Origin of the sequence: Bradyrhizobium rifense (assembly GCF_008123425.1) — a bacterium.
Classification (GTDB): Bacteria; Pseudomonadota; Alphaproteobacteria; order Rhizobiales; family Xanthobacteraceae; genus Bradyrhizobium; species Bradyrhizobium rifense.
The window spans coordinates 70320-89648 of the sequence record NZ_VSSS01000013.1 but is presented as its reverse complement, the minus strand read 5'-3'; the positions used below and the strand labels follow the sequence as shown (position 1 = coordinate 89648).

Below are 19329 nucleotides of genomic sequence, written 5' to 3'. Positions count from 1 at the left end.
CGCGAGCTAGAGAAACCCCAGACGCTCGATGATCGCGATGATCCAGAACGCACCGGCCATCAGCAGCGCAACGCCGACCGCGGCCGAGCCCATGTCCTTGACCCGGCCGATCTGCTTGTCGTGATCCATGGTCAGGCGGTCGGCGAGCTTCTCGATCGCGGTGTTGAGCAGCTCGACCACCAGCACGAAGGCGACAGAACACACCAGCTCGACCGCGCGCGTCGCACTGGCGGCGACGAACCACGCCACCGGCAGCGACAGGATCAGCGCAAAGATCTCCTCGCGGATGGCCTGTTCCGAGCGGAACGCAAAGGCCACACCGTTGCGGGAGTTGATCGTGGCCTTCCAGATCCGCAGCAAGGTTTTAGAGCCCCGCTGCGGCCGGCATCGGCCTGACCTTGCCGGCGCGTTCCTGCTTCAGCAGCTCGGCGACCAGGAAAGCCATGTCGATGGATTGCTCGGCATTGAGGCGGGGATCGCAGACCGTGTGGTAGCGGTCGTTGAGATCCTCGTCCGTGATGGCGCGCGCGCCGCCGATGCATTCGGTGACGTCCTGGCCGGTCATCTCCAGATGCACGCCACCGGCATGCGTCCCTTCCGCGGCGTGGATGGTAAAGAACGACTTCACCTCCGACAGCACGCGGTCGAACGGCCGCGTCTTGTAGCCTGACGTGGAGGTGATGGTGTTGCCGTGCATGGGATCGCATGACCAGACCACCACTTTGCCCTCGCGCTTCACGGCGCGGATCAGGCCCGGCAGATGATCGGCGACCTTGTCGGAGCCGAAGCGGTTGATCAGCGTCAGCCGACCCGGCTCGTTGTCGGGGTTGAGCACGTCGATCAGCTTCAACAGCTCGTCCGGCTTCAGCGACGGGCCGCACTTCAGGCCGATCGGGTTCTTGATGCCACGGAAATATTCGATGTGACCGTGATCGAGCTGGCGGGTGCGATCGCCGATCCAGATCATGTGGCCCGAGGTCGCGTACCAGTCGCCGGTCGTGGAATCGACGCGGGTCATGGCCTGCTCGTAGCCGAGCAGCAACGCCTCATGGCTGGTGTAGAAATCGGTGGCGCGCAGCTCCGGATGGCTTTCGAGATCGAGGCCGCAGGCGCGCATGAAGTTGAGCGCGTCCGAGATGCGGTCGGCCAGCTCCTTGTAGCGGCGGGACTGCGGGCTATCCTTGAGGAAGCCGAGCATCCATTGATGCACGCTGCCGAGATTGGCAAAACCGCCGGTTGCGAAAGCGCGGAGCAGGTTCAGCGTCGCGGCCGACTGGCGATAAGCCATCAGCTGGCGCTGCGGATCGGGCACGCGCGCTTCCTTGGTGAAGGCGATGTCGTTGACGATGTCGCCGCGATAGCTCGGCAGCTCGACGCCGTTGACCTTCTCGGTCGGCGACGAGCGCGGTTTTGCAAACTGGCCGGCGATGCGGCCGACCTTCACCACCGGCACCGCGCCGGCATAGGTCAGCACGACAGCCATCTGGAGCAGCACGCGGAAGAAGTCGCGGATGTTGTTGGCGCCGTGCTCGGCAAAGCTCTCGGCGCAATCGCCGCCCTGCAGCAGGAAGGCATCGCCAGCCGCTACCCGGGCCAGCGCCTTCTTCAGATTGCGCGCCTCGCCGGCAAACACCAACGGCGGAAAGGTTGCAAGCTGCGCCTCGACGTCGGCCAACGCCTTGGCGTCGGGATAATCGGGCACCTGTAGCACCGGCTTGCTGCGCCAGGACTCGGGCGTCCACCGCTCGGACATCGCAATCTCTCCGTGAAGCAAAAAGTGCAACCTGATCTGTGGGTTGCGAGGGCCGCCTTATACACAGGCTGGCACGACATCGCCAGTTGTAAATCCATTTCGCAATGCAAACCCTTGCGGGCAAAGCGGAATTCGCATTTGCTAGGGGTGGCAGAGGAAACCGGCAAGACAGCTTCCACCCATGGACGCGGCACGGGACGACGTTTTCATCGACGAGATCAGCTTCCCGGCGACCGACGGGTATGCGCTGACCGGCACCCTGTTCCTGCCCCGCGGCGCCAAGCGCCATGCCGTCCTGATCAACTCGGCAACCGCCGTCCCGCGAAAAATCTATCGCGGCTTCGCCTCCTATCTCGCCCATCGCGGCTGCGCGGTGATGACCTATGACTATCGCGGCATCGGCGACTCCCGGCAGCCAGCCATGGTCGGCTACAACCAGCCGAAATCGCTGGTCGGGTTCAAGGCCTCGATGTCGGACTGGGCCGCGCAGGACGTCACCGCCGCGGTGCGCTGGATGCGCGAGCGCTACAATACGTTGCCCCTCGCCTATATCGGCCACTCCTACGGCGGCCAGGCGCTCGGGCTGATCGAAAACAACAGCGAGATCTCGCGCGCCGCGTTCGTGGCCTCGCAGGCCGCGACCTGGCGGCTGATGACGTCGCCGGAGAAGTACCGCGTCTTCGCCTTCATGAACTTCGTCGGCGTGCCGCTGGTCCACGCGCTCGGCTACGCGCCGGGCTGGGTCGGCATCGGCGAGGATCTGCCCAAGGGCGTCTTCCTGCAATGGGCCGATTGGGTCTCGAGCCCGCGCTATCTCTTCGATTCCAAACTGCCGGCGCTGGAGAATTTTGCGAAGTTCAAGGGTGAGCTGCGCGCGCTCTGCTTCTCCGACGATCCCTGGGCAACGCGACCGGCGGTCGAACTGCTCACATCGGGCTTCACGGCGATCAAGCCGGAGGTGCTGACGGTGAAGCCGTCCGACGTCGGCGCCAAGGCGATCGGCCATTTCGGCTTCTTCCGCCCCGAGCACCGCGACACCCTGTGGCGCGGCGTGGCGGAATGGATCCAGGGAGAGTGAGGGTCAGACGGTCGCCGCGGGCAATTTGACGACGACGCGCAGGCCGGTTCGCCCGGCCTCCGTCATGTTTACGGCTTCAATCGACCCGCCCAGCCGATCGACGATCCGCTTCACGATCGCGAGGCCCAGTCCCACACCCTCACCTTCCGGTCGCTGCCCTCGGAAGAACGGCTCAAAGATCCGGTCGATCTCGTCGGCGGAAACACCGGGCCCGGTGTCCTCGATTTGCAGCATACAGGTCGCACCGTCCTGGTAGATCGCCACATCGATCCTGCCACCTTCCGGCACGAACCGGAGCGCGTTGTCGATGAGATTACGGATCATGGCGCTGAGCATGACGGGCTCACCGCGCACCGGTACAGGCTCGGCTCGTGCGAAGCCGAGATCTACGCCACGTCTGATCGCCTCCCGCAACAGATCGGCAATCACCCCTCTCGCCGTACGATCAAGCTCCACGACCTCCCATTGGGCGCGATCGGAGGGCGTTGCGTCATGCCGTGCCAGGGCCAGCAACTGCTCCAGAAGATGCTTGCTGCGGCGCATACCCTGCCGAAGTACCGCAAGGCGTTCGCGTGCCGCAGGCGGCAGGTCGACCTGATCGAGATTCTCGGCCTGCAGGCTCAGTGCCGTCAACGGCGTCCGCAGTTCGTGCGCAGCATCGGCGATGAACCTGCGCTGCTGCTCCATCATGTCGTGCACGCGGCGCAACAGGCCGTTAATCGAGGATACGAACGGGTTGAGTTCGCTCGGGAGGTCGTGAAGCGGGAGCGCCGTCATGTCATCCGCGGGCCTGGCATCGAGTTCGTCTGCCAGACGCACCATCGGGCGCAGCGATCTCGCGATGACGAAGGCGATCACCAGCATCAGGCAGGGGATGAGCGCTGCGATCGGAAGCACGGTGCGGAACGCCATGTCGCCCGCGATCTCATCACGAACACCCGTGCTCTGCGCCACCGCAAAGCGGCTGCCGTCGGACCGCGTCCGCAGCACCACGCGAACCGGCCTTCCCTTTCGCGTTGCGTCCCGCATCCCGTCCTGAAGCCGCCACAACTGACGCTCCTCGGGCGTGCCTTGTGGCGTCTTGCCCAATTCCATTAGCCAGACTTCGGCGTCCTCATCGACCCCATGGAGGTCTTGAGTTCCCGTGAGACCACCGCTCTGAACGAGACCCGCGATCTGGATCAGGACGGAGTCCTGCGTCTCGATGGCTTCGTCGAATGCCCACCGGTGCGCAAACACGCCTCCGACAAGGCCAGTCAACACGACAACCGTCGTCAAGCTGATGAACAGCCGGCCGCGCAGCGACTTGATCATGGCGCGCGATCCACCATCCATCCCATGCCGCGCACGTTACGGATCGCCTCCGTGCCGAGCTTCCTTCGGATGCTGTGGATCAGGAATTCGACCGCATTGCTTTCGACCTCCTCGTTCCAGCCGTAAAGCTGCCGCTCGAGTTCGCTCCGCGACAGGATGGTACCGGGCCGCGTCAGCAAGGCCTGGAGCAGCGCGAACTCGCGCGCGGTCAGAATGGTCGTCTGGCCATGCAGCGAGGCCTCGCGGGTCGCGGGATCGAGACTGAGCTTGCCGTTGCCAAGCACGGCAGGCGCACCGCTGCCCTCTCGGCGCGTCACGGCGCGCATCCGCGCCAGCAGCTCACGGATCTCGAACGGCTTGACCAGGTAGTCGTCCGCGCCGAGATCGAGCCCCTCGATCCTGTCGTCGAGCGCATCGCGCGCGGTCACGATGATGATAGGAAACTTGCGGCCGTCAGCACGCAACCGCCGCAGAATATCGCGACCATCGGTATTCGGCAGACCGAGATCGAGCAGCAGCACCTCGTAGGATTCACTTGCCACGGCAAGCAGCGCGGTCTCGCCGTCTCTGACCCAGTCGACGGCATAGGCGGCATCCTTCAGCGCCTGCTCGACGGCCGCTCCAACCATCCTGTCGTCCTCAATCAGCAACACTCGCAAAGCGCGATCCTCAAAACTGCCGGCCATTCGGCCGTCAAAATCATGGTGGTCCCGACTTAGCGCAGAGTTAGGAAGCCCCAGCTGGCCCAAATTGCGGCGAAGACCGCCCTGCCTGGAAATTTCCGATCGCTAAGCCGGACCTAAGTCGCCTGCGCGACGGTCCGACATCGTTTCGGCGTTGGGAGATTTGGGCATGTCGCAATATTCAGGCTTTGGCGCAAGGCAGATGCTGAACAAGGTTCCAGAGGTCACCGCGATCTTCTGGGTCATCAAGATCCTCTCGACCACGGTCGGCGAGACCGGCGCCGACTATCTTGCGGTACATGTCGGCCTCGGCGCGAGCGTAACCGCGATCTGCATGACCGGTCTGCTGATTGCCGCACTCCTCACGCAACTGAGCCGCCAGGTCTATGTGCCCTGGGTCTATTGGCTCACGGTCGTTCTCGTCAGCATCGTCGGCACACAGCTCACGGATCTCCTGACCGACAAGCTCGAGATCAGCCTCTATGTCAGCACGGCCGCGTTCGCCTGCGCGCTCGCGGTGACCTTTGCGGTCTGGTACGGCGTCGAGCGCACGCTGTCGATCCACAGCATCGTCACAACACGGCGCGAGCTGTTCTACTGGACGGCGATCCTGTTCACCTTCGCGCTCGGCACGGCCGCAGGCGATCTCGCCACCGAAGCACTCGGTCTCGGCTTCCAGCTCGGCGTCGCGGCCTTTGGTATGCTGATCGCTGCGGTGATGACGGCCTATAATTTCGGCGCAAATCCCGTCCTGACCTTCTGGCTCGCCTACATCCTCACCCGCCCGCTCGGCGCCTCACTCGGCGATCTGCTGTCGCAGTCGCGCGAGTATGGCGGCATGGGCCTCGGCACGATCCAGACCAGCATCGTCTTCCTGACCGTGATCGTCGGCCTCGTCGCCTGGGTGACATTCGAGGGCGACGGCAGGCGCCGCGCAGATCCGGCGCAGTAACTTCAACCACAGCTTCAACGCATCCTGCATGGACGCAGGAGCCACACCAGGAGAGACCGATGAAACTCATCCCCGCCCTTGCCGTTTGCCTCGTGACGACCTTCTCCGGCGAACCAAACATGCATGCAAGTCAGCACATCACCTTCGTGCCGCTCGCGGAAGCCGCGACCGCAAAGCTTGGCGACCTCACGCCATTCCGCAGCATTGTCGTCGATGTCGCCGCGCTGGTCGACAAGGGCGACCTTCCCGGCGCCAGGACAAGGATCAAGGACCTCGAGACCAAATGGGATGAGGCCGAAGCCGGATTGAAGCCGCGCGCGGCGGCCGACTGGCACACGGTCGACAAGGCGATCGACCGCGCGCTGGAGGCGCTGCGTGCGGGCACGCCGGATGCCGCAAAATGCAAGCAGGCGATCACCGATCTGCTCGCGATCATGGATAGCGTCGCGAAGGCCTGAGGCAGCAACGAGGACACCATGCAAGATTACGCAAAGAGCGACCTCGTCAGCGAAAGCAAGGTCCCGGAAGTGACGCTCGGCTTCTGGATCATCAAGATCGCCGCCACGACGCTGGGCGAGACCGGCGGCGACACCGTCACGATGACGCTGAACTGGGGTTATCTCGCCGGCACGTTCCTGTTCCTGGCGGCGATGATCGTCCTGGTCGCCGCACAAATCCAAGCGCGCAAGTTCAATCCAACGCTGTACTGGGCGACCATCGTGGCCTCGACCACCTTCGGCACCACGATGGCCGACTTCGCCGATCGTTCACTTGGCATTGGATACACCGGCGGCTCGACGCTCCTCCTCACCTGCCTCGTGCTGGTGCTCGGCCTCTGGTATCGCGCCGAGGGAACGATCTCGGTCAACAGCGTCAGCACGCCGCGCGTCGAGGCCTTCTATTGGGGCGCAATCACGTTTTCGCAGACACTTGGCACCGCGCTCGGCGACTGGATCGCAGATACCGGCGACATGGGCTATCGCGGCGGCGCGCTGATCTTCGCTGCAGGATTGGCCGTCATCGCCGCACTTTATTTCTGGACGCGCGTCTCACGCGTCACGTTGTTCTGGGCCGCCTTCATCCTGACGCGACCGCTGGGCGCGACCGTCGGCGACTTCCTCGACAAGCCGCTCGACCATGGCGGACTTGCCCTGAGCCGACCACTGGCCTCGGCCGTAATCGCGGCGTTCATGGTGGTCTGCCTCCTGCTGATCCCGCAACGCGCAGGACAGCATCCCGGCGCCCACTCGCTCAGCCGAACGTAAAGGCGTAGGCCTGCACGCCGGGATCGAGAAAGCGAATCTCGAAGGTGTGGTCGGCGACCGTGTCCGGCGTGCGGACGAGCTGATAGAGCCGCTGCGTCGTCACCACACCATTGCCGTCGGCATCCGCGTCCATGCCATGCGCGCTACCGGGCGGCTTGCCGTCGATGGTGATGCGGAAGCGGATGCTGGCGCCTTCGGTCGCGGGACCGAGCACCAGATGCAGGTCGCGGGCATGGAAACGATAGACGATGCTGCCGTCAGGCGCGTTGAGTTGCGCGCGCTCGGCACCGACGGTCCAGTTGCCGGTGAGTGACCAGTCGTTGAGCTGCGGCTCACCCGCGGCATAGACGTGGCTCTCATCCTTCGCCACGCCGCCGGGTGAGACGAAGTTTTCGCTGCGATCATAGCCGACATAAGTCTCGGGCGATTTGACGTCAGAGCCTTCCGAGGCCGCCGCCTCCGCGCCCGATGCCTTCACGGCAACGATGTCGGACGGGACGTTCTTGTTTCCAGCTTCAGCAAGCAGTGTCTGGATGACGCGCTCGGACTCCGCGTACTCGCCTTCACCAAAGTGATGGTGACGAACTTTCCCATTGGCATCGATGAAGTAATGTGCCGGCCAATACTGGTTCTCGAAGGAGCGCCAGATCTTGTAGTCGTTGTCGACGGCGACGGGATAATTGATCTTGAGCGTCGCAATCGCATTCTTGATGTTGTCGACGTTACGCTCGAACGCGAATTCGGGCGCGTGCACGCCGATCACCACGAGACCGCGATCGCGATACTTCTCCGCCCAGGCGCGGACATAGGGGATCGAGCGCAGGCAGTTGATGCAGGAATAGGTCCAGAAGTCTACTAGGACCACCTTGCCCTTCAGCTCCTCGAAGCTCAGCGGCGGCGAGTTCAGCCACTCCTGCGCACCGGCGAGCTTGGGATCGAGATCCTCGACCATGAGCAGATCCGACGCATTCTCGCCGACCGGCTTGGCCTGCATCGACGATCCCGTCATCGCGGTCTTCGCGTTCGGATGCAATTTGTCGAGCAGCGCCTGCTCCAGCGACGTTGTGCTGCCAACCGAGAGGTTGGTGAGGAAGCCGGTATCGAGGCCGAGCGAGATGGCGACGACAGCGGCAAGTACGGCCACGCCGACGCCGCGCCTGATCCATTCACCGGCACCGATCGAGCGCTTCATCGCCGCGAAGACGCGGCCGCCGACCAGCAAAGCCAGCGCCAGCGAGGTCGCAGCGCCCGCCGCATAGACCAGAAGCAGCAGCGCGGTTCCGGCGTTGGCGCCCTGAAGCGCGGCGCCGGTCAGGATCAGGCCCAGCACCGGACCCGCACAGGGCGCCCAGAGAAAGCCGGTCGCAATTCCGAGCACGAAAGGGGCGACAAGACTGTCCTCGCCCGGCTCACTGGCCGACTGCGACATCCGCGCGCCGACCGCCACCAGCGGCCGCATCAGGCGATCGGCCAATTCCGGAAACACCAATGTCAGGCCGAACAAGGCCAGCAGAATCAGCGCGGCGCCGCGCCCGTACTGATTGGCCGAGACGACCCAGCCACCCGCGACAGAGGCCAACGTCGCGACGACGGCAAACGCGAGCGACATGCCGATCAACATCGGCAGCCCGTTCCGCAAGAACGGCCGATCGGCGCGCGCCAGCACGAAGGGAATAACCGGGAGGATGCACGGGCTCACGATGGTCAGGACGCCACCGAGATAGGCCAGCAGATAGAGGATCATGAGCCCGCTCTTATCACCGCTCGATTGGGTCGATCTTCACAAGACCGTTTTCGGCCAGGATGTCTTGCCCCTTGTCCGACAACAGGAACAGCGCAAGGCGCGCAGCGGCCGGATGGTCCGTGAGCTGCACCAGTCCATAGGTTGCGACAACATCGATCTCCGGCGGCAGGCGTGACACCTTCAAGCCGGAAACCTCGCGCAAGGTCTGCTGCTGACCGCTGCAATAGACCAGCAGGAGATGGGCCTTGTCGGCAAGGAAGATGCTGGCGGCCGGCGAGTGCCCCTCAAGCGGCTTGATGGCGCCCGGGCCTCCGATCAGTTTCAGGGCCTTCTGGCTGAGCACGGCCTCAGCGCCGGCGCGGACCTTCTCCGCCCGCTTGAACACCGCAAACGCATAGTCACCGCCGGGATCGACGACCGGCGTCGATGTCGCCAGGCGCATCTTGGGGTCCAGCATCGTCTCCAGCGCATTGGCCTCGGTCAGCCCCACCGCCTCGCGGCTGAACAGGCAGAGATTGTTGCGCGCGAACGGGATCATCAAGGCCTGAGGCCGCTCGGCCGCCAGCCTGCGCGGATGCGCTGTGTCGGCCGACAGAAAAAGATCGGCGGCCCTTCTCGATCCGCTCGCGCAATCCGCCTGACGGCCCGAAGACGGGATCGGCGACTTGCGAGGCGTCGAGGCCTGCGGCCTTGATCGCCTGTTTCAGCGGAGCAACCAGACTGCCGGCGGCATAGACGCGGGCTGGCTCGGCGCGAGCCGCCGAAACACTGATCGCGAGGATCAACACGGAAATGATGGAAAGCGGTTGTCTCATGGATGCCAGCCTATCTCTTCTATCGCGAGCCGCCGAGCCCAGCCGCCGGCTCCCGACGCTACCGTCGCCGCTTGACGGGCCTTCCGGCCGGAGGCCCCGTCTCGATCAATTTTGCGGTGCACGCGTTGCAGATCAGCGCACATTCGTCCGAAACCAGACCGAGCCTGATGTCGAGGCCGATGCCGAGGTCCTGATCGGCGAGGCCTGCGATCATCCCGTTGCAACTCAAGCACCTGCGCGGCGCCTCGACGCTGCGGTTGTCGTCGCCCATCGGCGCAACGTGACGGGACATCGTGGGTCCTCTTCGATTCCGGCCGGCGGCCTTCGTATCGCTATATTTACTGGTATATATCGAACGGGGCAAGGCGGACCGGGGAGGAGCAAAAGGATCCGCCAGCTGCACGCGACAAAACGGCCGACAAAGCTCGCCTCTGAAGAATAGTCCCTTCTTATTCGTCAGGAATCGCAATCATGAAAAAATACGACAATGCCTTGCGCTCGCGCAGGCAGGGAGAAACGCTCACGACCGGTCGCGCCTTCGGTGCGGCCGCTGCTATCCTCGCCTCCTGCGTATTGACCGCAGGGCTTGCCCAAGCACAGAGCCCTACTCCGATCAACGTGCCCGACAAGAGCTTTCCCGAGAGCGTGACGGCAACCAGTGACGGCGCGCTCTATGTCGGCAGCTTCAACCATGGCGGGGTGACGCGGATCACGCCGACCGGCAAGGTCGACGCCTTCATCTCGCCCGGCGCCAATGGCAGCGGCTCGACACTCGGGGTGCTGGCCGACGAGAAGAGCGGTACGCTCTATGCTTGCTCGAACAATCTCGCGGGTCTCGGCCTTCCCAGCCCGGGCAGCGACAAGGGCGCGTTTCTGAAAACGTTCGACTTGCGCACGGGCGCGCCCAAAGGCAGCTTCGCGCTCTAGGACGAGAAGTCATTCTGCAACGACATCGCGGTCGGCGGTGACGGAACCGCTTACATCAGCGACTCCTTCGCGCCTTATGTCTACAGCCTCAAGCCCGGCGCGACCGCGCTCGAGGTCTGGGCGACGGATGCGGCGCTGGCACCAGCCAAGGACGGCGTCGGCCTCGACGGCATTGCCGTCGGTTCCGACGGCAATCTCTATGCGACGACCTTCATCCCTGGAAAATTGTTCCGGATCGCCGTCAAGGACGGCAAGGCCGGCGCCATCACCGAGCTGAAGCCGTCCAGCGCGCTCGACCACGCGGACTCGCTACGCGCATTCGGCAACGGCTTCCTTCTGATAGAGGGCGCCGGCCGTCTCGACAAGATCACGGTCAGCGGCGACGAGGCGCGGATCGAGGTGATCAAGGAGGGCCTCGCCGAGCCAGCCTCGGTTGCCCAGGTCGGCGATACCGGCTGGGTTGCAGAAGCAAAGCTGTCCTACCTCGTCGGCGAGAACAAAGCCAAGGACCCCGGCCCGTTCACGCTGAAGCCCATCGCACTGCCGAAGTGACGCGTTCCCGAACGCGCAGCGCAGCAAATGGCGCTGCGCGTTCATACCGCGCGGCAGCACGTCATATTTGATCGCATATAGCGTTGACGAACCATCCCGCCGAGCGCAGAGTTCGCGCGGTTTCGCCGGGATGATCCAAAATCTCCCCTCGTTGCTGAAGCGGCAAACGCTTCGGCCCGGCCGACTTTGCGCCGTGGTGCTCCGCCGCAATCGGAGCGCCCGATCGACGATGTGCGAGACCGCATAGCTCAAGGCGCAGAGAACGCCGATCAATCCACGGAGGAAATGCCATGTTCCAGCAAGCGCTCGACCAGGTTTCGAAAACACTGCTGATCCGCGAACACTACGACAATTTTATCGGCGGCAAATGGGTTGCTCCCGTTGAAGGCAGGTATTTTGACAATCCGAGCCCCATCACCGGCAAGAAGCTCTGCTCGGTTCCCCGCTCCACCGCCGCCGACATCGAGCTGGCACTCGATGCCGCACACAAGGCCAAGGACGCCTGGGGCAAGACCTCGGTGCAGGAGCGCTCGCGCATCCTGAACAAGATCGCCGATAAGCTCGAGTCCAATCTTGACCTGCTGGCGCTGATCGAGACCTTCGACAACGGCAAGCCGATCCGCGAGACCACGCATGCCGACATGCCGCTGGTGGTCGACCACTGGCGTTATTTCGCCAGCGTCGTGCGCGCCCAGGAAGGCGGCATCTCCGAGATCGACCACGACACCGTCGCCTATCACTATCACGAGCCGCTCGGCGTGGTCGGCCAGATCATTCCCTGGAACTTCCCGATCCTGATGGCGACGTGGAAGCTCGCTCCTGCCCTTGCCGCCGGCAATTGCGTCGTGCTCAAGCCGGCCGAACAGACCCCGCTTGGCATCCTCGCGGTGATGGAGCTGATCGCAGACATCCTGCCGCCTGGCGTCATCAACGTCGTCAACGGTTTTGGCATCGAGGCCGGCAAGCCGCTGGCCCAGAACAAGCGGATCGCCAAGATCGCTTTCACCGGCGAGACCACGACGGGCCGCATGATCATGCAATATGCGTCCGACAATCTCATTCCCGTGACGCTGGAGCTCGGCGGCAAGTCGCCGAACATCTTCTTCGCCGACGTCGCCGAACATGACGACGACTTCCTCGACAAGGCGCTCGAAGGCTTTGCGATGTTCGCGCTCAACCAGGGTGAGGTCTGCACCTGTCCGAGCCGCGTGCTGGTGCAGGAATCGATCTACGACAAGTTCATGGAGAAGGCGGTGGCCCGCACCAAGAAGATCAAGCAGGGCCACCCGCTCGATGCCTCCACCATGATCGGCGCGCAGGCCTCCAACGACCAGCTCGAAAAGATCCTGTCCTATCTCGACATCGGCAAGCAGGAAGGCGCGAAAGTGCTCACTGGCGGCAAGCGCGCGAAGATGGAAGGCGAGCTCGCCGATGGCTATTACGTCGAGCCGACGATCTTTGAAGGCCACAACAAGATGCGGGTATTCCAGGAGGAGATCTTTGGGCCGGTCGTATCGGTCGCCAAGTTCAAGAACGAGGAAGACGCGTTGTCGATCGCCAATGACACGCTGTACGGCCTCGGAGCCGGCGTCTGGACCCGCAACGGCAACCGCGCCTACCGGTTCGGCCGTGCCATCCAGGCCGGCCGCGTCTGGACCAATTGCTATCACGCCTATCCCGCGCATGCGGCGTTCGGCGGCTACAAGGCGTCCGGCATCGGGCGTGAGAACCACAAGATGATGCTGGATCACTACCAGCAGACCAAGAACGTCCTGGTCAGCTACTCGACCAAGGCGCTCGGCTTCTTCTGATCGGTCGCCGCCTGGCGCAGGTGCGGTTCAACGCACCTGCGCCGCCTTTTGTTTGCAGGAAGCTTATCATGGTCAATCGGGTCGAGATCACGCCGAAGGCAGCGGAGATCATCGCGCGCCTCAAGACCCAGCACGGCGCGCTGATGTTCCACCAGTCCGGCGGCTGCTGCGACGGCTCGGCGCCGATGTGCTATCCGGTCGGCGATTTCCGAGTCGGCCCGCAGGATGTGCTGCTCGGCAAGATCGCGGATTGCGAGTTCTATATCGGCGCTGCGCAATTCGAGTACTGGCAACACACCCAGCTCATTATCGACGTCGTGCCCGGCCGCGGCTCGGGCTTCTCGGCCGAGGCGCCCGAGGGCGTGCGGTTTCTCACCCGCAGCCGCGTCTTTGCCGATGAGGAAGTGGCGGAACTGGAAGCCGCAGGGCCGCCGGCGCGGGCGGCGTGATCACGACAAGCGCGGAAGGATGGCGCGGCACTCGTTGCGAAACTGCCGCGGGCTGACGCCGAAGGCGCGGCGGAACGCCCGACTAAAGCTGCTCGACTCCGAGAAGCCCCAGCGGAACGCGATCTCGGTGATGCTCTGGTCGCTGAGGCTCGGATCCGCCAGCGCCTTGCGGCAGTTCGCAAGCCGGCGGTCGCGGATGGCGTCGGCCACCGTCAGCCCCGTGGCGGAGCGAAACAGCTGCTGCAAATGGCCCGGAGAGAGCCCGACTGATCGCGCGACGTCTTCGACCGACAACTCGGCATCGTGCAGGTTGCGCGTGATCCAGGCGTCGGCGCGAACGACGTGGTCCGGCACGATCGCTCGACGCGCACGATCGCCACGCAACGTCGCACGCATCGCCAGCGACAGATGATCGATCGCGCAATTGGCCACGGCCGGCAGGAACGCGGGCTCGATCATGCCGGCGCAGCGTTCGAACGAAAGCAGGTTCTGGCGCGCAATCGCCGTCAAAGGCTGGCGGCCCGGAAGCGCGAGGCCGGCAAGATCGTTTCCACGCGGCGCGATATCGCGGAACAGCGGCTCCGGCATCCGCAAGATGCTTTGCCGGAAGGCTTGCGGAAACATCACCTGATACGGCCGAGATGTGTCCAGCAGCCCAATGTCGCCGGGTTCAAGTGTCGTCCGGCGGTCCCCTTGTGCGATCTCGCAGATGCCCTCCTCCTGGATCATCAACAGCCAGGCGCATTCGCTCCGATCGATCAATTGCCGCGTCCGCGTGACGAGCTGAGGGTCGGCCTCGACCTCGATCAGGTCGAAGTTCGGCAGGTGCGCCAAGGGAATGGATTGGGTGCGGATCGAGCCCGCATAAGGCCTGCCGTCGAGCAGCGCTTTCGCCTCGATCCCGGCAATGGTTCGGCACACGACGTCGTGCCAGAACGCGAGACGATCCGGCCCCGGCACCGAGCTGGTGCTGAGGGCGCTTCGAGCTATCGCGACGGCTCCGACCACATCCCCTCCCCGGCGACAGCCGGATGATTGAGGCGGCGACAGCAAATCACAGCCCCGGTTCGTTGTCGACGCGGGACCTGCGTTTCGGCCAACTCTGTCCGCGCTCCTGTCAAGACAACGGCCACCTGCGCGATGCAGCATCGTGACCGCCGAATTTTTGAGCATCCCATTTGGGTATCTCCTGGAGGATCGCATGAGCAAATCGTTCGAGATCGTCAACGGAACGCCGCACTACAATCTCTACATCGACGGCGAGTGGACCCGATCGCTGCGCAACGAGTCCACCGACAGCATGAACCCGGCGACCGGCGAGCTGTTCGCCCGCGTCCAGCAGGCCGGCAAGGCCGAGACCGAACGCGCGATTTCGGCGGCGCACGGCGCCTACAAGGCCTGGGCCGGCCTGCCCGTCAGCGCGCGCGAGGCGGTGTTCTTCAAGGCAGCCGACGTGCTCGCCGCCAAGGCCCAGGAGATCACCGACGTCCTGATCGCCGAATCCGGCTCCATCGCCGGCAAGTCCGGCTTCGAGGTCGGCTACTGCTTCGACCTGCTGCGGACGGCCGCGGCCGAGATGCGGCGTTCGCCCGGCGAGACCATGCCGCTGACCGCGCCCGGCCAGTTCGGCTTCACCGTGCGGCAGCCGCTCGGCGTCATCGCCGGCATCGCCCCGTTCAACGCGCCGTTTCTGCTCGCGATGAAGAAGGTCGTGATGGCGCTCGCCGCCGGCAACGGCTTTGTGCTCAAGCCCTCAGAGCTCACGCCGGTCACGGGCCTGAAGATCGCCGAAGTGTTCGACGAAGCCGGATTGCCGAAGGGCCTGCTCAACGTCATCCCCGGCCCGGCCTCCGAAATCGGCGCCACCATCTTCGCCGATCCGCGCGTGCGCATGATCACCTTCACCGGCTCGACCCAGACCGGCCGGCATCTCGCGGTGGAAGCCGCCAAGACGCTCAAGCGCTTCACGCTGGAAATGGGCGGCAAGAGCCCGCTGATCGTGCTCGGCGACGCCGACATCGACTATGCGGTGAAGGCGGCTGCCTTCGGCATCTTCTTCCACCAGGGCCAGGTCTGCATGGCCAACTCGCGCATCCTGGTCGAGGAGCCGATCTTCGACGCCTTCTGCGAGCGCTTTACGGCGGTGGCCAAGAGCCTGAAGGTTGGCGATCCCCGCGAGCCCGACACGGTGATCGGCCCGCTGATCCGCGGCACCCAATGCGCCGTGATCGACGGTCACGTCGAGGATGCCGTCGCCAAGGGCGCAAAGCTGCTCTGCGGCGCCACGCACAAGGATCAGTATTACTGGCCGACCGTGCTGAGCGGCATCACGCCTGATATGCGCATCTTCCACGAGGAGAGCTTTGGTCCGGTGACGTCGATCATCAAGATCAAGAGCGCCGAGGAAGCGCTCGAAATCGCCAACAACACGGACTACGGCCTGTCGGCTGGCGTCATCACCAACGATATGCAGAAGGCGCTCGATCTCGCGTTTGGCCTGGATTCCGGGATGGTCCACCTCAACGACTGCACCGTGTCGGACGAACCGCACGCGCCGTTCGGCGGCGTCAAGAACAGCGGCTTCGGTCGCGAGGGCGGCCGGTTCTCGATGGAGGAGATGACCGAGCTCAAGTGGATCACGGTGCAGCGGGGCCAGCGCGCCTTCCCGATGTGAACGTTTGATCCCACGGCCGGCCGCGCACAGATCGCGGCCGCGCCGGTTAGCGAATGATCGTCGTCAGCGACGAGTAGCGCTTGTTCGGCTTGGCTTCTGACGCCGAGAACTGCGCGAAGGCTTGGCTGACGCGGGTCGCCGGCGGGGTGTCGCTGGCAAAGCGGAATTCCTTCGGCTTCGGCGCGTAGAAGCTGGCGCTGTAATAAGCGTCGTCGAAGCGCGCCTCGCCGACGCCGAACACTGCGTCGCAGACGAACAGGAGCGCGTAGACTCCCGCGACCGCAGCGACGATCTCCTTGAGAATTGACATGCTGATGCCCCGCCCTTTTGCAGGCAGGATGCATGTCGGTTCCAAAGCGGAGGTTTAAGCCGCTTCGGTTCTTGTCCGCAGCGTTTGCCGCCGGTGAGCGGATTGCAGACAATTTTATCGATCTCGATAAAGAGAGCCCGCCTGACCGGGCGGATCAGGCGGGCTCCAGGATTGGCCGCTCGGGAGGTATCAGACGGCCAAATTCATCCAGATTGCCTTGGGCTCGGTGAAATTGTCGAGCGCTGCGGTGCCGTGCTCGCGGCCGAGGCCGGAGTCGCGCTCGCCGCCCCAGGGCAGGCGCACATCGGTGTAGCCATAGGTGTTCATCCAGACCGTGCCGGCGCGCGCCCGCTTGGCGAAACGCTGCAGCTTGCCGATGTCGCGGCTCCAGACGCCCGCGGCGAGGCTGTAGGCCGTACCGTTAGCTATCCGTAAAGCATCGGCTTCGTCCCTGAACTTGATGACGCTGACGACAGGGCCGAAGATTTCCTCCTGCGAGATCCGCATCTCGTGAGCGACATCTGCGAACACCGCGGGGCTGATGAAATAGCCGCGATCGCCGACCTTCTCGCCACCGGTGACGAGGGTCGCACCCTCCTTCTGTCCGATATCGACATAGTCGAGGATCGACTTCATCTGCTTCTCGGAGATGACAGGGCCAAGCGCCGTCTTGCGATCGAGCGGATCGCCGATTCTGATCGACTTCGCGCGCGCGGCGAGACGCTCGACGACTTCGTCATACGCCTTCTCCTGCACCAGCACGCGGGAGCCGGCCGAGCACACCTGGCCGGCATTGAAGAAGATGCCGGAGGCCGCAGCCTTGGACGCGGCCTCCAGATCGGCATCGTCGAAAATGACGTTGGCCGATTTGCCGCCGAGCTCGAGCGAGACCCGCTTGAAGTTGCTCGCCGCGCCCTTCATGATTCCGCGGCCCACGCCGGGCGAGCCGGTGAAGGTGACCTTGTCGACATCGGGATGGTTGACTAGCGCGTCACCAACGACGCGGCCCGGACCGGTGACGACATTGAAGACGCCCGCCGGCAGGCCCGCTTCGAGCGCAAGTTCGGCGATGCGCAGCGCCGACAGCGAAGTCAGCTCGGCCGGCTTCATCACGATGGTGCAGCCGCAGGCCAGCGCCGGCGCGAGCTTCCACATGCCGATCATCAACGGGAAATTCCACGGCACGATCGCCGCGACCACACCGACCGGCTCGCGTACGGTGTAGGTTAGCGCATCGTCGCGCACCGGCACGACGTCGCCGCTGATCTTGTCGGCCCAGCCGGCGTAATAGATCAGCGTGTCGACGGCAGCCGGGAAATCCTGGCGCGCCGTCGCCGAAATCGGCTTGCCGGCATCGATCGACTCGAGCTCGATGATTTCTTCCGAGTGCTGCTTGAGCAGATCTGCCCAGCGCAGCAAAATCTGGCCACGCTCGGAGGCGCGCATCGTGCGCCACGGGCCTTCGAACGCGCGGCGGGCGGCGGCCACCGCGTGCTCAACATCGACCTCGTTGCCCTCGGCGATGGTGGCGATGACCTGCCCGGTGGCGGGATTGAGGGATTTGAAGGTGCGGCCGGAGCTCGCGGGCACGCGGCGACCGTCGATGAGCAGATGCTGCGGCCGGGACATGAACTCGGTGGCCGGCGAATGCGCAAAGTCATATGCAACGGACATCATATTTCCTCCTGTTCTGGTATACCAGACTAGGCGCCTATTGGGCGGAGTAAATATGATATGGTGTGCCGATGGAGGCCCCATATATGAAGCAAATTTCATAAGGAGACCCATGCTTCAGATCGAGATCGAGGCTGTCTGGCGATTTCGCCATGAAGGCAGTCCGCGCACTGCCGTCATCATGATCGGCGTGCTCAACGAGATCCGGAAGACCGGGAAGATCACGAGCGCAGCCCGCGACGCGCAGCTGTCCTACCGGCATGTCTGGAATCTGATCGAGCAATGGTCGGAGTTCTTCGGAACGCCCCTGGTCGAAACCCAGCGCGGCAAGGGCTCGAAGCTCACGCCCTTCGGCGAGCGGCTGGTGTGGGCCGGCGAGCGCATGCAGGCCCGGCTCGGACCGCAGCTCGAAAACCTGGCCCAGGAGCTCGCGAGTGAGATCAAGCCGTTCCTCGAACAACGGCCCTCCGTAATCCGCGTGCATGCGAGCCACGGCTTTGCGGTGGCAAAGCTGCGCGAATTCCTCGACCGCGAGCCGGGCATCGGCGTCGATTTGCGCTATGTCAGCAACCAGCATTCGCTGGTGTCGCTGGCGCAAGGCGCCTGCGATCTCTCCGGCCTGCATCTGCCGCGCGGCGAGCTGCGCGCCCAGGGTATCAACGCCGCCCGTGAATCGCTCGACCCGCGCGAGGACCGCGTCATCAATTTCGTCACACGCGAAATGGGGCTGATGGTCGCGCGCGGCAATCCGTTGCGGATCGCTTCGCTTCGCGATTTGACCGAACCGAAGGTGCGCTTCGTCAACCGCGATCACGATTCCGGCACACGCCTCCTGTTCGACCGCCTGCTGGCCGCACAAGGTGTCGACCAAAGCAGGATCAACGGCGCGCAGCAGATCGAGTTCACCCATGCCGCGGTCGCAGCCTACGTCGCGAGCGGCATGGCCGATGTCACCTTCGGCGTCGAGGCCGCCGCCCGCCAGTTTGGTCTCGATTTCATCCGGGTTCTCACCGAGGATTATTTCTTCGTCTGCAAACGCGCCTTCCTGGAGACGGAGCCGATGCGACGCATCCTCGACATTATCCGCAGTCATGATTTTCAGGCGGCGGTCGCTGCCCTGCCCGGCTACACCCTGTCCGATACGGGTGAAGTCTCCGGCGTAAAGGCCTTTCTGGAGATGCACTCCGCACGATGATGCCACACGCCGCATGCTGGGCATGCCTGCGGCGGATCCGGCCCGGAACCGTCTGGACGAGACCCGGCATCCGTTATATCATTTCGAATATAGCGGATGCCGTCGAAAGACCCCGCGCAACAGGGTTTTGTGG

General features: G+C 64.2%; 20 protein-coding genes. 10 read left to right on the top strand and 10 right to left on the bottom strand.

Annotated features, from left to right (window positions below; translation table 11 throughout):
• Window positions 1-6 precede the first annotated feature (6 nt).
• On the bottom strand, window positions 7-360 hold the full coding sequence (locus tag FXB40_RS06335) for a diacylglycerol kinase (protein ID WP_148771343.1): 354 nt from the start codon (window positions 358-360) through the stop codon (window positions 7-9).
• Between the two features lie 4 nt (window positions 361-364).
• A complete protein-coding gene (locus FXB40_RS06330; protein WP_148771342.1) occupies window positions 365-1753 on the bottom strand; it encodes a class II 3-deoxy-7-phosphoheptulonate synthase in 1389 nt (462 codons plus the stop codon).
• A gap of 181 nt (window positions 1754-1934) precedes the next feature.
• On the opposite strand from FXB40_RS06330, the gene FXB40_RS06325 reads away from it, so the two are divergent.
• Window positions 1935-2831, top strand: coding sequence for an alpha/beta hydrolase family protein (locus FXB40_RS06325; protein WP_148771341.1), 897 nt, complete (start codon window positions 1935-1937; stop codon window positions 2829-2831).
• Window positions 2832-2834: 3 nt separating this feature from the next.
• Here FXB40_RS06325 and FXB40_RS06320 read toward each other — a convergent pair whose 3' ends face one another.
• A complete protein-coding gene (locus FXB40_RS06320; RefSeq protein ID WP_187436694.1) occupies window positions 2835-4145 on the bottom strand; it encodes an ATP-binding protein in 1311 nt (436 codons plus the stop codon).
• Window positions 4142-4804, bottom strand: coding sequence for a response regulator transcription factor (locus FXB40_RS06315; RefSeq protein ID WP_148771339.1), 663 nt, complete (start codon window positions 4802-4804; stop codon window positions 4142-4144). Before FXB40_RS06315 ends, FXB40_RS06320 begins: the two co-directional genes overlap by 4 nt.
• A 193-nt stretch (window positions 4805-4997) precedes the next feature.
• Between FXB40_RS06315 and FXB40_RS06310 the strand changes: the two genes are divergently transcribed.
• Genes FXB40_RS06310 through FXB40_RS06300 form a run of 3 tightly spaced genes read left to right on the top strand, consistent with a single transcriptional unit; the run spans window position 4998 to window position 7045 of the window.
• Window positions 4998-5780, top strand: coding sequence for a COG4705 family protein (locus tag FXB40_RS06310; protein ID WP_210352130.1), 783 nt, complete (start codon window positions 4998-5000; stop codon window positions 5778-5780).
• 59 nt (window positions 5781-5839) lie between these two features.
• Window positions 5840-6238 (top strand): hypothetical protein, encoded by a 399-nt coding sequence (locus tag FXB40_RS06305; RefSeq protein ID WP_430646712.1) that lies wholly within the window; start codon window positions 5840-5842, stop codon window positions 6236-6238.
• Between the two features lie 18 nt (window positions 6239-6256).
• On the top strand, window positions 6257-7045 hold the full coding sequence (locus FXB40_RS06300) for a COG4705 family protein (RefSeq protein ID WP_148771338.1): 789 nt from the start codon (window positions 6257-6259) through the stop codon (window positions 7043-7045).
• Here the strand turns inward: FXB40_RS06300 and FXB40_RS06295 are convergent.
• From FXB40_RS06295 to FXB40_RS06285, 3 genes are all read right to left on the bottom strand, one after another.
• A complete protein-coding gene (locus FXB40_RS06295) occupies window positions 7032-8789 on the bottom strand; it encodes a cytochrome c biogenesis protein DipZ (protein WP_148771337.1) in 1758 nt (585 codons plus the stop codon). The genes FXB40_RS06300 and FXB40_RS06295 overlap by 14 nt on opposite strands.
• A gap of 13 nt (window positions 8790-8802) precedes the next feature.
• Window positions 8803-9447 carry a substrate-binding domain-containing protein gene (locus FXB40_RS06290; protein WP_148771336.1) on the bottom strand — a complete coding sequence of 215 codons (645 nt, stop codon included), beginning with the start codon at window positions 9445-9447 and terminating at the stop codon, window positions 8803-8805.
• Between the two features lie 215 nt (window positions 9448-9662).
• On the bottom strand, window positions 9663-9896 hold the full coding sequence (locus FXB40_RS06285) for a hypothetical protein (protein WP_148771335.1): 234 nt from the start codon (window positions 9894-9896) through the stop codon (window positions 9663-9665).
• Window positions 9897-10075: 179 nt separating this feature from the next.
• Here FXB40_RS06285 and FXB40_RS49010 point away from each other — a divergent pair, with 179 nt between their 5' ends.
• From FXB40_RS49010 to FXB40_RS06270, 4 genes are all read left to right on the top strand, one after another.
• A complete protein-coding gene (locus FXB40_RS49010) occupies window positions 10076-10531 on the top strand; it encodes an SMP-30/gluconolactonase/LRE family protein (RefSeq protein WP_246207420.1) in 456 nt (151 codons plus the stop codon).
• A gap of 225 nt (window positions 10532-10756) precedes the next feature.
• Window positions 10757-11083 carry a hypothetical protein gene (locus FXB40_RS49005; RefSeq protein WP_246207419.1) on the top strand — a complete coding sequence of 109 codons (327 nt, stop codon included), beginning with the start codon at window positions 10757-10759 and terminating at the stop codon, window positions 11081-11083.
• Window positions 11084-11373: 290 nt separating this feature from the next.
• A complete protein-coding gene (gene adh, locus FXB40_RS06275; RefSeq protein WP_148771334.1) occupies window positions 11374-12894 on the top strand; it encodes an aldehyde dehydrogenase in 1521 nt (506 codons plus the stop codon).
• A gap of 68 nt (window positions 12895-12962) precedes the next feature.
• A complete protein-coding gene (locus FXB40_RS06270) occupies window positions 12963-13343 on the top strand; it encodes a DUF779 domain-containing protein (RefSeq protein WP_148771333.1) in 381 nt (126 codons plus the stop codon).
• On the opposite strand, the gene FXB40_RS06265 is transcribed toward FXB40_RS06270, so the two are convergent.
• Entirely contained in the window at window positions 13344-14351 is a 1008-nt protein-coding gene (locus FXB40_RS06265; RefSeq protein ID WP_187436693.1) for a helix-turn-helix domain-containing protein, read from the bottom strand.
• Between the two features lie 193 nt (window positions 14352-14544).
• Here FXB40_RS06265 and FXB40_RS06260 point away from each other — a divergent pair, with 193 nt between their 5' ends.
• A complete protein-coding gene (locus tag FXB40_RS06260; protein ID WP_148771331.1) occupies window positions 14545-16017 on the top strand; it encodes an aldehyde dehydrogenase family protein in 1473 nt (490 codons plus the stop codon).
• Between the two features lie 46 nt (window positions 16018-16063).
• Here the strand turns inward: FXB40_RS06260 and FXB40_RS06255 are convergent, their stop codons facing one another.
• On the bottom strand, window positions 16064-16327 hold the full coding sequence (locus FXB40_RS06255; protein ID WP_148771330.1) for a hypothetical protein: 264 nt from the start codon (window positions 16325-16327) through the stop codon (window positions 16064-16066).
• Window positions 16328-16516: 189 nt separating this feature from the next.
• Window positions 16517-18001, bottom strand: a complete 1485-nt coding sequence (locus tag FXB40_RS06250; RefSeq protein WP_187436712.1) for an aldehyde dehydrogenase family protein — start codon at window positions 17999-18001, stop codon at window positions 16517-16519.
• A 112-nt stretch (window positions 18002-18113) separates the two neighbouring features.
• Here FXB40_RS06250 and FXB40_RS06245 point away from each other — a divergent pair, with 112 nt between their 5' ends.
• Window positions 18114-19196, top strand: coding sequence for a substrate-binding domain-containing protein (locus FXB40_RS06245; RefSeq protein WP_148771328.1), 1083 nt, complete (start codon window positions 18114-18116; stop codon window positions 19194-19196).
• The last annotated feature ends 133 nt before the right edge of the window (window positions 19197-19329 follow it).